The organism is Candidatus Hydrogenedens sp. (assembly GCA_035378955.1).
In the GTDB taxonomy this organism is placed as follows: Bacteria; Hydrogenedentota; Hydrogenedentia; order Hydrogenedentales; family Hydrogenedentaceae; genus Hydrogenedens.
The window spans coordinates 19,103-32,192 of record DAOSUS010000036.1 but is presented as its reverse complement, the minus strand read 5'-3'; the positions used below and the strand labels follow the sequence as shown (position 1 = coordinate 32,192).

The following is a 13,090-nucleotide window of genomic DNA, read 5'->3' as shown; positions in this document are numbered from 1 at the left end:
AGTTTCTATGCCACAAAAAACATAACAACGATTGAAGGGGGTATGATTACTCTGTCCGATACAGAGGAAGCAAAATACCTTCGTATTCTTGCAACAAATGGTTTAACGGATACCGCATGGGATAGATATGGTAGAAGTGCATTTCTTCGACCGCAAGAATTGATAACTGCTGGGTTCAAGTATGCTATGAGTAATATCTCTGCAAGTATTGGAATGGAACAGATAAAAAAGTTACACTCTTTCAATAGTGTTCGTCAGAGATTAGCCACAAGATATTTTTACTCCCTTTCTGAAATAGATGAAATAATTCTTCCTACTGTAAAAGATTATGTCCAACACGCTTGGCACTTGTTCATTATTCGTATTAATCCGCAAAAGGTAAATAAAACGAGAGACGAAATTGCTTTTATGCTCCGTCAGGAAAATATCGGGACAGGGATACATTTTTATGGTGTCCATTTACATCCTTATATCCAACAGGTTTGTGGTGTTCGTCCTGAGGATTGCCCTACTGCTACACAAATTTCTAAAGAGATATTATCACTACCGCTCCATCCTTTATTGACAGAAGAAAATATTCAATATATTGTAGATGCAATTAAGAAAGTTATATACTATATTAGGCATCATTAAAGGGGTTTTACAATGTTTAATATATGAAAAATAAATTATATGAAAAGGAGGTTGTATGCCATTAACAAAATGTCCCCGCTGTGGAAGATTATTCAATAAGCCTGAAAATTCGCACTACCTTGTATGTAATGGGTGCATTGATGATGAGCAGGAAGATTATGAGAAAATTCGTGCGATATTAGAAGAATGTGGGAACATAAGTGCTATTGAGGTTTCAGAGAAATCCGGAATTCCTCTGGATGTTATTTTGCGGATGTGTGACCAGGGGTGGTTTGAGGCAGAAACGCCATCGGAGTCTATATACTGTGGAAGATGTGGTGCTCCTGCTATTAGTGCGTCGAAACGGCTTTGTGAGGCTTGTTTAATTCAGTTACAAAGGGAATGCTTGAAATCTATCAATGAATTAAGGCAATCTATGAAAGAGAAAGCCATGCGGAATAAATTGGATGTGAAACAAGCAGTAGAGGAAAAACAACAAAGCGTAAAAACAAAGCGAACGCAAATCCAAGTAAGTAAAACAAAAATAATAAAAACAGACCAAGCAAAATCTACGGGCAGAATGGTATATCAAGAAAAAATTAAATTTACAAAACGGAAAAATACCTGATACTTTTTATGCTATGTTTCACAAAATAGGTATTTTATGAGTTTATCGTATTCACTGAAATCGGGGATAAGAATATCAGCACCTGCCCGCAACAATCTTTTTCTCTTGTGCATATCCCAACCGTATCCTTTTTTCTCATCAGAAGCCACACCTAAAGCAATTCCCCCCTGTTCTTTGACATTTCGTAATTCCACAGGTCCATCGCCAACAGCCATAACTTCCGGTCCATGCAGATTATGAGTAGAAATAATTTCACGAATTACTTTTTCTTTTGAATATTCCTCAATACTGGGTAATGCTCCCCATATCTCCGCAAAATATTTATCTGCACCTAATACACTTGCTTCGTGTTGCACATCTTCTCTATCTGTGCCACTAAATACATACATAGTAACATTTCTTTTCTTTAATTCATCTAAAAAAGAAAACACTTTTCGAACAGTCATTTGTTCTAATGTTACCTCTCCATTTTTTAATTTTTGTATCCGTTCCCGAACGGGCATAAGTAGTCTCTCATTATAGATGGCTTTATAACCCCATTCATCTAAAATTTTATCTGCTGGCACCAAGCCATGTGCTTTAACCATTTCTACCAATCGTTGCATCTGGAAAATGGTCTGTATTCCGGTTGTTTCATCAATCATATCTGCAACTTCTTTCTCAATTTCCGGAGTAGGCTCATGTTCTCCACATATCATTTCAACACACATAGGACCCATAATATTTTGCCAGCCTTCCCGAAGCAAACTGATTGTTCCATCAAAATCAAAGAGAACATGTTTAATCTTTCCTAATTCGACATTGGGATTTACAATTTCTATTTCTGTCCCAGGTAAAAAACTTTGATGTTCTGACATAAAAACACTCCATATAAAATTATTGTTTGGTTTCATGGGGGATAATAAAGAGAAACTAATTATATCAAATTTTCCCATTATGATATTAAAATATTAAAAAATTAATAAGACAGTGAAATATGAGAACTAAAAAAGGTTGTTCCTATGACGCTGTGAGTTATATTTATATGTTCAATAGTAATTTGTATTCTTACAGATGTATAGAAAGATTACTGTATCATGTAAAAAAGGAATTGTTTGGTGGAAATAGAAGTATTTTATATACCTTAAAAATATATCTTTGTATTTAATCTATATGATGTATTTAAAATCCTTAAATATTAAGGTTGTTTCTTTTGTATATTCTTTGTATCTGTATTTCTGGATGTTCCGTGTATTCCTCAACTGTTTTATATAGTTTAAAACCTGCTTTTTGGTATGCAGGGAGTGCATTCGGGCTATCTAAAGAACAGGTATGTAACCAGTATCTTTTTGCTCCTCTTGAAAATACGAAGCGAATACTCCAATCTAATAGGTATCCACCAATTTTTTTATTGTAGTATTCTGGAAAAATTCCAAAATAAGCAAGTTGAACTTGAGGAAACTCACGAAAATCCAGCTCAACCATACCTATAGGTAAAAATTGGATATAGGGGACATAAAGTTCTACTTTGGGATTGTGTATTTCTGATAAGAGTTGTTCATCGGATTGTAATTTTCGTTCCCACCAAGTCCATGGGGAACCGATGGTATCATATAAATATCGGTAAAAATGTGCTGGAGGCTTTTCTATTCTTTCAATGTGAAAATTATTTATAGAAATAGTTTTGGGTGGGAAATCAGGAACATTGAAGATTTCAAGATACCATGTAGTTAGAAGAATTTTTTCATTATCTTGTCTGCTTTTCATTATATAATATACTTCTTTTTTAAAACTGTTTATTATTGTGTGATTATTTTATATTAGTAAGAATAAAAAATAAAAAGCGAGATATACACAAAAAATGGATTTGAGAAATCTTTTCTTTTAGGGTGATTGTTGAAATTTTGATGTAATTGATGTTAGTCGGTCACTAAGGGTAAAGATAATGTTTGTGAGAAGTTTAATAACAACAATGGATGGAATAAATCGGTATATAACATTTAAGTTTAAATCCAGAAGAACGGAATCTTCAACAGCACGGGCACTGGCACTTCGTTTCCCTTGAGTTATAACTGCCATTTCGCCTAACATTTCGCCAGGTGATAAGAAGCTTATATGTTTATCTTCATCGAAAATCTCTATTTCACCACTTATTAGCACATATAAATTTTTACCAATATCCCCTTTTTTAAATAGAATTTCCCCTTCACTTAGTTGTATCTGTTTGCAATGGGCGAAAATATTAGCAATTTCTTCCGTAGTTAATCCATTAAAGAGTTTTATTTTTCTGATAAGTAACTCATAAGAGCCCTGTAGACTGGTTATCATGGATGTTGCAAGGTCTTGAATAGATAAATCATCTTTGCTCTTTTCCAAAGTTTTTAAGGTTGTATTTTCAGAGATAGGTTCCGTAAACACAGTATGAATAAGAGCGTTTTCTTTTTCCAATTGTTCCTGTATTTCCGGGTCGAGAGTATCAGAATTCATATCTATTAAGATGGCTTCAGGGATAGGTTCTTCTTTTGTTTCTTCCTGAGGTGGAAGTAATGTTGAGGTTGTTGGTTTGTCCGTGAGTATTTGTTGGTCACTTACATCAGTTTTATATTCCTGATTATATTCTTGTTTCGGAGAAGGTATATATCTTTTTTTTACACGGTCGAATTCTTTATATGAACATAAAATAGGTCTTATCTGATAACCACCGCAATACTGTTTTGCTACTTCTATCGCTTCAATGTCCATAGGATTGACCATTGCAAGGGTAATTGTATTTCCCAATTTATCAATTGGCAAAATTTTATATTTATCACATATTTCATGAGGTATTATCTTTAGAATTTCTCTGTCAATTGAATAACTTAAAAGACTGACCAGAGGAGTTTTGCATTGTTTGATAAGTAATGAGAGTATAGCATCATTGCTAATAAGCCCCTTTTCTTCAAGTATTTCACCGACAAACTTACCTGTTTTTTGCGATTCAAGTAATGCCTCGTTAAGTTTTTCTTTGGGAATATGTCCTATTTGCTGAAGTAGTTGTCGGAGTGATTGGATACTTGAAGAGACACCAATAGTTTTCTCAGCAGACGCCTGATTTGAAGATTGAACAGAAGACCCTTCTGTTCTGGTAAATCTCGTAATGGTGGATTTAGCTCCATCAATTTTTTTCTTTTCCCAACGCACTTTTTTGTTCCTTTACTTTATAAAAAATATAAAACCAAATATTAATATACATATTTAATATTATAAACCAAAATGAACCTATTTTATTCCATTTATTTTATATATTTTTTAAAATAAAAAGCAATTTAAAATGTTTATAGTGATAAAACAAGGTTTAATCATGGCTTTGTTGACGAAAATTTACCATAAAGCATGATGTTCTTCCGCCCAACCTAATGAAGAATCTATTGAAATAGATTCTTCTTCTATTTTCATAGTTCCATAAAAATTTCCAAAGCACTGGACTACTTTGGATTTTAATATAATTAAATTTGTCGAATCGGGACGAATATGGAAGGGTCTGAATGTTAAGTTTATATTATCGGATGTTTTGGTTTTAATACTCCATGTATCTAATGGATTATGGCGATTCCATATAAATTTTACTTCTTCATGAATTTTATAGAAATGATTTTCAATCCATAGACCATTTTCATTTTGTCCTGTTCCGTCTGTCCAGAGTCCGCCTAAATTTACGGCTATTTTTCTACCCTTTTTATCTTGTCCGTAGCCTGCAGCCCAATTCCAATCCGTTTTATATTTCCACTTACCCGAACCATAGTCAAGGCATGCAAAAGTTTCTTTTTCATCAAAATCAAATACTTCATTTCCCCATTGAATTTTTCCTTTAGCAGGGAAAGGGAGCTGCTTGGATGTAAATTGAAATCTTGTGGCTGACCATGGAATAACAACATTCAAAGTAGGGAAAGATATATCCCGAGCCATTTCTATTTCAGCAGTAAAAGGCTTCCCTTCAATTTTTGTTTGGGCTTTCAAAACAGTTGTATTCGAAAAGGTTTTATATTCTAATTGCATGGAAGAATTGGTAAACTGGGCATTTTCATAAGGGGATGGAGGAATATAAATATTTTTTTTAGTAAATTGAATTTTTGTTTTTTCTATCGCTTGAGATGGATTAAATTTTGCAAAATAAACAGAACCTATTTTCATATAGTCAACATTTGCAATAACCGTAGCAAAAACTCCTTTAGGAGAAACCACAGCCCAATACATCCACTGTTTTTTTCGTCCCCAATGTTTATACAATTCTGTATGGACAAAGGGATATGAATCCCAGCGAATAGATTCGGGATTAAGTTTGCCATTTGTTAAACAGAGAGGTATTTTTTCTGGCATATCTTTTTGTTCCATAGATTAAATGGTTATTTTGAAGAAAGAATTCGAACTTTGTTCCCCTCGATTTTTAGTCGGTTTTCTGCGAATAATTGAATAGCCATTGGATAGAGTTCTCGTTCTTTTGCTTGCACTCGTTCTGCTAATGTTTCGGGAGTATCGTCTTCAAGGACAGGGACTGCTTCTTGAAGGATGATTGGACCGTGGTCATAGTGCTCATCTACAAAATGGACAGTACATCCTGTAATTTTTACACCGGACTGTATGACGGCTTCATGGACATGATGACCATACATTCCTTTTCCACAAAAAGAAGGTATTAATGCGGGGTGAACATTCATAATTCGATGAGTGAAATCGGGAGGGACCTCGATTAAAGACAAATAACCGGCTAAGACCACAAGGTCAATAGGATATTGACGGATTGTGTTCCAAAGAGATTTATTAAACAATTGAAAGTTATCATAGTCTTTGGGTCGAATTATTGCCGTAGGGATATTATTTTGTTGTGCCCGTTGCAAACCGTATGCATTTGTTTTTGACGAAATAACGATTTTAATATCAGCATCTAAAGACCCTGATTTGATACGGTCAATTAAATTTTGTAAGGTAGTTCCACTCCCTGATAACAAAACGGCAAGATTTATAGCCATACTTTTCCCTCATTGTTTTTTAATTTTCATGACTATTATATAGAAATTTGTATAAGGTAAATAAAACAATACTATCTTTATATAATTTTCAGAATATCTTTAAGAAAGGCAAATTAAGTGTTAGGCTTCTCTGTTCCTGATTTTTCGGGTGTTGTTTCTATTTGTTCAGGTGTTTCTTCTAATTGTTCTAAGGGTTCTTCTTGAGGCGAAATAATTTCTTCTGTGTTGGAAGGGGTGATTTCGGGAAGTTTAGGTAATTGAATAATTCCCTTTCGTATTCCTGCTATCAGGAGATTTGTGGCTCTTCCGTAATCACGAACACCTTCTTTGACACCTTGCGTTTTTAAGTACTTATCGTAGGCTTTCCAGGATATTTCGGAAAACCATTTAACCCGATATTTATTCACAATTTCTCGTTCTTCTTTTAAGTCTTGTTGAGCCTCCGTTGGTAATTGTTCTAAGGCTTTTTTCCGCTCCTCTCCCGGTAGAAAGGAAGCAAGCCGTTCGTAAATATCTAAAGCGACGGAATAACGGGCAAAGGGGTCATCGGTATTTAAAGCACTTACATAACCTACAAAACTGGCTTCCGCTTCACCACAGATACCGGCAATATGAGCTAATTCATGTGCAGAAGTAGAAACAAAGGCGTGAGGGGGGAGAGCCCCGTCTACATGAGGTTCTAATGTGAATGGGAAACACATGCCCGAAGTACTATTAAAAAGGAAAAGTCCGGGCGGAGTTTTTCGTACTCTTATAGGGAGATAAATAGGAACATTGTCCCAGTCCGAGATGATTTTTTGCATAGATTTAGAAATTTTTTGAATACTTTGTTCTGGGTTTCTTTGTTCTCGAGGTAGATTGTTTTTATTAATGATGACGAGTAATTCTCCCATGATTTGTCTTATTTCGTTTTCTTCAGGTTTAACCATTTCAAGGTTTAATTTTGCTTCAATAGGTTTGCGTTGATAACCGGCTCCCCAAAGAAATAGATAGGCTACAAGTAGAAAACCACTCAAGATAAATGTCCATTTTACAAACCAAAATATTCCCCAGAAGTGAGATTTATTTTGTTTTTTACAGACATAAATCCAGTTTGCAATTCCTAATAAAATAAAGAGAAGAATGGACAATGGAACAAACCAGAGAGCAAGAGAATGTGTTGTAGTTTGCTGTATAAGAGAGAAAATAAGCGTATTTGCGCGATACAAACCGCAGGAATAAAAGAATTCTATGGTATCCTGGCTGGGCGTGTATTGATACCAGAGGAGAAAAATTCCCCAGAATAAAATTCCAATAAGCCAGGGTAGAATGCTTCTTTTCCGAATTCTGTTTTGTTTCGTAGGTGAGAATGGAGGATTGGAACTCATAGTATTTTGTCCTATTTGTTTTTCAAGTAAAATGTAGAGTGTTTTGTATATTAATTATAGAACAGGGGTCATTCGTTCCCCAATTTCTTTAAAAAACTCATAGCGTTCTTTGTTGCTCGCAAAATAATTTCGTGACCAGTAACTTGTAAAGCCCATACCTGCAGTTTTTTCAAGGATAGTATGAGCGTAAGCAATATGTGCCCCGTCTAAAAATAATTGATAATAAGGTTTAAGTTCGGGGGTATCAAGGTTATCTACAAACTTTTGTCCTGGTGCATTCAGTTCCGTACCAATAAATATAGGTAAAAATAATTCACGAGCAAGTGAAATAAAATTATCAAGATTTTTCAATTTGATTTGTTTTTGTTCAGGATTTTTTATATTCCAGTTGCGGTCAGGAATAATATTAACAGCATATACACCCGAAGCAATCATTATATTTAATAATTCTTCAATATTTTGCTCACCGGAACTGGTACCATCAAGCCATGCAAAAGTAGGAATTGCTCCGTTTGCTAAAATAAATTCATTTACTTCTATAAGAGTGGGAAAATTTTCTACTTTTGCCAAGACATACCCGGGTCCTCCTGCTTTCATAAGTTTGGCTCGTAAAAGATTTTGAAATTCAACGGGATTTGTAATTATTTTTTCTATATCAGCCTCTGAAATTTTAATTTTTTCTGACCAAAAATGAACAAACTCTTTTTCATCAGGGAATTGTTGTTTGCTTTTTTCATAGTAGGCTGTGCATAGATGTCTTTCTGTCGGATTTCCTGCGGGTGTTAAAGGAAGCACTTCTTTTTCATAATTTATAGTAAGGGGAGATAAATAATTATTTACCCGTTCAATCATTATCTGGATACGGTTCTGGGCAATTTTTTTTAGTTTATTCAGAACATTTATCTTTTTTACTTTTTGAGTAATAAAGCCCATGCCTATATGATAACTTATACCGGGTTCCCCTGGGGAGTTAATTTCATGTTTTGCAAATTGTGGGACGAAAATTCGTGTTTCAAAACCAGCACAACCTTTTATTTTACATAGATTGCACGAAGTCAAAAATTCTTCCACACCATCCAAAACATCAAAGTCTACAAGTCCTAATGCATAAAAATTATTTTGCAAAGCTTTCCAAACTAATGCAGTTGGAGAAAGCCCATATCCATTATAAGAAAAGAAACTATGACAATGAAGGTTAAAAAGGCGAAAAGATATATCCGTGGATTTTTGTTGATATTTTTCTAATAGAGAACGAATAGTATCATTGCGAACGGATACGTCAAAATGATTTAGTAAAGTTTCTTCATTTACATAATTAAAATCCATTTGTGATTCCTTTTTAATGTTGATATATTATATTAAAAGTAAATTGTTGTTAGTAAATTGACCTAATTTAATATAATGTAAAATATTGACAAAGTGTAATATTTTGATGAATAAATAGAAAAATAATTGAAGTGGAATATTTTTTTTGAATAAACTTAATGTATTATTATAATATATTTACAAGGAGTTTATTTTTATATGAAACGATATATATTGATTGTATTTCTGATAAGTTTTCTATGCATAAGTTTTGAAGGTAATGCCCAGACACAAAGTGCTGTTTTAACAGTGACCCTACATCCTGAAGAGATAAATGGTTTAGGGGCTTTATGGAAAGTTAAAGAATTAGGTAATGAAGAATGGTATTCTTCAGGTAAGATGTTAGTTCTTGCACAGGGGATTTATACCATTGAATTTAAGGATGGGATTAAAGGTTGGAAGACTCCTACCAGTAAGCAGGTGTTTCTTGAACAGGGAAAAACAAAAACGGAGGTAGGTATATATGAACGATTAAAGGCTTCATTACAAGTTAACATTTCTCCGAACGAAGTTATAGATGGGGGGGCTCAATGGCGGAGAGTAGGACAAGAAACATGGCGGGAGAGTGGAGAAGTAGAAACGGATGTGCCTATTGATGAATATGAAATAGAATTTAAGAAAGTTTCGGGATGGAATGTTCCTGAAAAGACAATCATTGATTTGCAGTCAGATATTATTAATGTTGTATCTGCCAGTTATTCTCGGGAGCAGGGAAAATTAGTTGTAAATATTTCCCCGCAGGATGCAGTGAAAGCAGGTGCTATGTGGAGGATTGCAGGAGAAACAGTATATCATGCCAGTGGAGTAACGATAACAAAAGATATCGGGACATATACAGTAGAGTTTAAAGATGTTCCTAATTGGACAAAACCTGCTTCTGTTCAAGTAAATATAATTGCAAATGAAAAGGCTTCGTTAGATGCAAAGTATACCGCTGTAACTCCTCAGGAAGGAGAAGGTTCTGTAGAAGGAGAAGGTGAAGGAGAAGGGGAAAAGCCATTTCCATTCCAATGCGGTTGTAATCAAAAAGAAGGTTTGGAAGGAGTTAAGCAATTATTGGGAAATTTATTTGTGATAGGAATAAGTTTTATTCTTTTAGGTTTTTGTTCAGGGATAACAAAAAATAAAAAAGATAAATAAAGAGTTGAAATATTTCTTGACAATTTTGATAAAATCTGATAGACTATTTATAATTAAATAGAAAATTTATGATTTGATGGAGATATAAATATGAGTAAGAAAGTAATTTTGTTAATGGTTTTTTTCTCTTTGTTAATTCAACCTATACTTGTTTGGGCGCAGGAATATAATCCAGATGAGGACTTGCCCAAACCAACGCGGTTTGAAAAATCACTTACGAAATTAGGGAGAGGTTTGTCTAATATTATGTTTGGTTGGGCAGAAATACCATTAACCTTCGATAAAAAATTAAAAGAAGGGAAGCCTTTTGGATATCTATTTGGAGTTGTTCCCGTTTTAGGGACAGCCCGTGCTGTGATGAGAACAGGAACGGGAGTATTTGAAGCGGTTACTTTCCCGGTGACAGATAAAGAAGTAAACTTCCAGCCCATATTAGAACCCGAATTTTTATTTTAGCCAATGAATTGGAAAAGGCAGGGCTCCGCAATTTTACGCATGGTCCAATTGAAAGATGGACGAAAGGGGGTAGCTGTTCTTATAGGTAAATATGGAAAAGAGCAAAATGCAGTAATTGTATTCCAGAAAGAAGGGGGAGAACGCGAAATTATTCCTGTAGAAAAATTATTAGATTTTATAACTCCTGAGGACTTAATAGATATTTGTTGTGTCCAGGAACGGGTCTTTGGGGAGCGTTCTTTAATTCCACTTGAAATAAAATAGAAACATTTTAATATACAATAAGATTATTTCATGGCTATGGAAGAGTTAACAAAATATACAATTGAAAGTCTTTTGGCAGAAACAGTCACTCTTCCAAGTCTCCCTGCATCTGTTCAGAATATTTTATCGCTTATTGAAAATCCCAATACAAAACTTGCTGATTTATCCCATGCCATTTCATTAGACCCATCTATTTCATTCAAACTATTAAGATTGGTCAATTCGGCTTATTACGGTTTAGGACAGAAAGTTACCTCGATAGAACATGCAATTGTATTATTAGGAACTAAGGTTATTCGCAATTTAGTAGTTACGGCTACAGTTTTTTCTCAAATGGGGAAGATGGCAAAGAGTATGGTTATACATAGTGTTGCCGCAGGTGTTGCCATGGATGCTGTCGTGTCAGTGGGTCCATTGAAAGAAGTTTTTGCAAAGGGAGATACAGGGTTTGTGTTCGGTTTGCTTCATGATATAGGTAAAATGTTTTTGATGGAATTTTTACCTAAACATTGGGCTGGGGTTTGTTATTGCGCCAAGGAAGGGGGATATGGTTCCTGGATAGCGATAGAGCAACAAATTATTGGGGTTGACCATGCTCAAATAGGAGGGAAAATTTCAGAGGAATGGAAATTATCAGAGGATTTATGCATGGCTGTACTATATCATCATGAACCTTGGAAAGTTGATGATGGACGACAGCGCTTAATTTGTGCTTCCTTATGTGCTGCGGATTATATCGTTCGTGCCTCGGGACTTTTTGCTTATGAACATGAATTACATCCTTTGCAAGAGGAAGTATGGACAATGGCAGGTTTAAATAACAGGCTGTTAATTGATATTATCAATCTCTATTTTGATAAGCATGCATTTATAGAGGAATTGATGAACTACACAGGAACATAATTTTTAATCGAAGATAGTAAGGAACAATCTCAATGAGTCAACAGGCAACATTTGATCAAAAACGATGGACAGAAGGTTTAACTGGTTACCATTATCTGGTTTTGGCGGTGGCAATTATGGGCTGGATGTTTGATACGATGGACCAATGGTTATTTGTATTTGCAAAACAACCGGCTATGAGGTCTTTGTTGCCGGGAGTCCCAGATAGTGATTTAAATTGGTATATTGGAATGGCGACTATGTGTATGATGTTGGGTTGGGCAACAGGAGGTTTATTTTTTGGAATGGTGGGAGACCGTTTAGGACGTACAAAAACAATGGCAATAACTATATTAATGTATGCAGGCTTTACTGGATTAAGTGGTCTGTCTCAAAATTGGGTTCAGTTCATTACCTTGCGTTTTCTAACAGGTTTAGGAATAGGAGGTGAATTTGCTGCGGGAGCTGCTTTAGTTGCAGAAACTTTTCCCGACCATTCCCGACCTACGGCACTTGCCTTATTACAATCTATGTCCGCAATCGGAAATATTATGTCGGGGGTTATTAACCTTACCCTGACAAGTATGGTGTCCTCTGTTGATACCGTTTGGAGATATATATTCCTGGTAGGGATTTTACCGGGTATTTTGGTATTCGTTATTTTATGGTATATCCGTGAACCTCAATCCTGGCATAATGCAAAGGAAAAGGCACGAAAAGGAGAAGAAAATTTAGGGTCTATTCGTGAGTTATTTGGAGACCCTCGTTGGAGAAGAAATACAATTATAGGTATTATTTTAGCAACTGTAGGAGTTGTGGGTTTCTGGGGAATTAGTGTCTGGTCAGCAGAACTGTTACGAAAGATCTTGAATCCAGACAATCTATCTGAATTGAAAAAAGCCACAGAAGTAAAAGTTAGTTTGGCAGTTATGGCTCAAAATTTTGGATGTTTCTTAGGGGCTTTATGTTATGGATATGTGGCAAAACGATCCGGGCGTAAAATTGCTTTTGCATTAGCGTTATTAGGTTGTTTGATTGTAATACCTATTACATTTATTATCACAAATTCTTTTGGTATGGCGGTTATATTATTTTTCTCAATGGGATTTATGCTTCTCGCCGTCTTTTCTGGGTATGCCGTTTACTTCCCAGAATTATATCCAACCCGTTTAAGGTCTACTGGAGTAGGTTTCTGCTACAATGTGGCACGATACATCTCCGCCTTTGCACCGTATACATTCGGGACATTGGCACAGCGATTTGGTATCCGTCAAGCAGGTGTTATGATTTCCGTAGTGTTCCTTATTGGTTTGGGTGTATTACCCTTTGCCCCAGAAACAAAAGGAAAACCCTTACCAGAATAGAAATGTTGATCTAATTAATATTTGATA

The 13,090-nt window shown here is 35.0% G+C and carries 14 protein-coding genes; 7 read left to right on the top strand and 7 right to left on the bottom strand.

Annotation, left to right across the window (positions count from 1 at the left end):
• Together PLA12_08760 and PLA12_08755 are read left to right on the top strand one after the other, a co-directional pair.
• A partial coding sequence (locus PLA12_08760; protein ID HOQ32589.1) for a DegT/DnrJ/EryC1/StrS family aminotransferase occupies positions 1-633 on the top strand: 633 nt, incomplete at its 5' end.
• Positions 634-688: 55 nt separating this feature from the next.
• Entirely contained in the window at positions 689-1,240 is a 552-nt protein-coding gene (locus tag PLA12_08755) for a hypothetical protein (protein HOQ32588.1), read from the top strand.
• Between the two features lie 11 nt (positions 1,241-1,251).
• Here the strand turns inward: PLA12_08755 and PLA12_08750 are convergent, their stop codons facing one another.
• The 7 genes from PLA12_08750 to PLA12_08720 all read right to left on the bottom strand — a co-directional run bounded on the left by PLA12_08750 (position 1,252) and on the right by PLA12_08720 (position 8,918).
• Entirely contained in the window at positions 1,252-2,097 is an 846-nt protein-coding gene (locus PLA12_08750; GenBank protein HOQ32587.1) for an HAD family hydrolase, read from the bottom strand.
• 313 nt (positions 2,098-2,410) lie between these two features.
• Positions 2,411-2,986, bottom strand: a complete 576-nt coding sequence (locus PLA12_08745) for a GNAT family N-acetyltransferase (protein HOQ32586.1) — start codon at positions 2,984-2,986, stop codon at positions 2,411-2,413.
• A gap of 117 nt (positions 2,987-3,103) precedes the next feature.
• Positions 3,104-4,399 carry a cyclic nucleotide-binding domain-containing protein gene (locus PLA12_08740; protein ID HOQ32585.1) on the bottom strand — a complete coding sequence of 432 codons (1,296 nt, stop codon included), beginning with the start codon at positions 4,397-4,399 and terminating at the stop codon, positions 3,104-3,106.
• Between the two features lie 180 nt (positions 4,400-4,579).
• Positions 4,580-5,575 (bottom strand): DUF2804 domain-containing protein, encoded by a 996-nt coding sequence (locus tag PLA12_08735; protein HOQ32584.1) that lies wholly within the window; start codon positions 5,573-5,575, stop codon positions 4,580-4,582.
• 26 nt (positions 5,576-5,601) lie between these two features.
• Positions 5,602-6,225 (bottom strand): phosphoribosylglycinamide formyltransferase, encoded by a 624-nt coding sequence (gene purN, locus PLA12_08730; GenBank protein HOQ32583.1) that lies wholly within the window; start codon positions 6,223-6,225, stop codon positions 5,602-5,604.
• 113 nt (positions 6,226-6,338) lie between these two features.
• Positions 6,339-7,592, bottom strand: a complete 1,254-nt coding sequence (locus PLA12_08725) for a DUF3810 family protein (protein HOQ32582.1) — start codon at positions 7,590-7,592, stop codon at positions 6,339-6,341.
• 54 nt (positions 7,593-7,646) lie between these two features.
• The gene (locus PLA12_08720; GenBank protein ID HOQ32581.1) at positions 7,647-8,918 is read right to left on the bottom strand and encodes a PHP domain-containing protein; all 1,272 of its coding nucleotides are present in this window, start codon (positions 8,916-8,918) and stop codon (positions 7,647-7,649) included.
• A 198-nt stretch (positions 8,919-9,116) separates the two neighbouring features.
• On the opposite strand from PLA12_08720, the gene PLA12_08715 reads away from it, so the two are divergent.
• The 5 genes from PLA12_08715 to PLA12_08695 all read left to right on the top strand — a co-directional run bounded on the left by PLA12_08715 (position 9,117) and on the right by PLA12_08695 (position 13,063).
• Entirely contained in the window at positions 9,117-10,097 is a 981-nt protein-coding gene (locus PLA12_08715) for a hypothetical protein (GenBank protein ID HOQ32580.1), read from the top strand.
• Positions 10,098-10,187: 90 nt separating this feature from the next.
• Positions 10,188-10,553 carry an exosortase system-associated protein, TIGR04073 family gene (locus tag PLA12_08710; GenBank protein HOQ32579.1) on the top strand — a complete coding sequence of 122 codons (366 nt, stop codon included), beginning with the start codon at positions 10,188-10,190 and terminating at the stop codon, positions 10,551-10,553.
• Between the two features lie 3 nt (positions 10,554-10,556).
• Positions 10,557-10,817, top strand: a complete 261-nt coding sequence (locus PLA12_08705; GenBank protein ID HOQ32578.1) for a hypothetical protein — start codon at positions 10,557-10,559, stop codon at positions 10,815-10,817.
• 30 nt (positions 10,818-10,847) lie between these two features.
• Positions 10,848-11,720 (top strand): HDOD domain-containing protein, encoded by an 873-nt coding sequence (locus PLA12_08700; protein ID HOQ32577.1) that lies wholly within the window; start codon positions 10,848-10,850, stop codon positions 11,718-11,720.
• A 32-nt stretch (positions 11,721-11,752) separates the two neighbouring features.
• Positions 11,753-13,063, top strand: coding sequence for an MFS transporter (locus PLA12_08695; GenBank protein HOQ32576.1), 1,311 nt, complete (start codon positions 11,753-11,755; stop codon positions 13,061-13,063).
• Positions 13,064-13,090: the final 27 nt, after the last annotated feature.

What these genes read in the sequence shown, in the direction of transcription:
- PLA12_08720 (HOQ32581.1), bottom strand. Translation starts at nt 8,918, where the DNA reads ATGGATTTTAATTATGTAAATGAAGAAACTTTACTAAATCATTTTGAC.
- PLA12_08700 (HOQ32577.1), top strand. Translation starts at nt 10,848, where the DNA reads ATGGCTATGGAAGAGTTAACAAAATATACAATTGAAAGTCTTTTGGCA.
- PLA12_08755 (HOQ32588.1), top strand. Translation starts at nt 689, where the DNA reads ATGCCATTAACAAAATGTCCCCGCTGTGGAAGATTATTCAATAAGCCT.
- PLA12_08745 (HOQ32586.1), bottom strand. Translation starts at nt 2,986, where the DNA reads ATGAAAAGCAGACAAGATAATGAAAAAATTCTTCTAACTACATGGTAT.
- PLA12_08735 (HOQ32584.1), bottom strand. Translation starts at nt 5,575, where the DNA reads ATGCCAGAAAAAATACCTCTCTGTTTAACAAATGGCAAACTTAATCCC.
- PLA12_08715 (HOQ32580.1), top strand. Translation starts at nt 9,117, where the DNA reads ATGAAACGATATATATTGATTGTATTTCTGATAAGTTTTCTATGCATA.
- PLA12_08750 (HOQ32587.1), bottom strand. Translation starts at nt 2,097, where the DNA reads ATGTCAGAACATCAAAGTTTTTTACCTGGGACAGAAATAGAAATTGTA.
- purN (HOQ32583.1), bottom strand. Translation starts at nt 6,225, where the DNA reads ATGGCTATAAATCTTGCCGTTTTGTTATCAGGGAGTGGAACTACCTTA.
- PLA12_08710 (HOQ32579.1), top strand. Translation starts at nt 10,188, where the DNA reads ATGAGTAAGAAAGTAATTTTGTTAATGGTTTTTTTCTCTTTGTTAATT.
- PLA12_08725 (HOQ32582.1), bottom strand. Translation starts at nt 7,592, where the DNA reads ATGAGTTCCAATCCTCCATTCTCACCTACGAAACAAAACAGAATTCGG.
- PLA12_08695 (HOQ32576.1), top strand. Translation starts at nt 11,753, where the DNA reads ATGAGTCAACAGGCAACATTTGATCAAAAACGATGGACAGAAGGTTTA.
- PLA12_08705 (HOQ32578.1), top strand. Translation starts at nt 10,557, where the DNA reads ATGAATTGGAAAAGGCAGGGCTCCGCAATTTTACGCATGGTCCAATTG.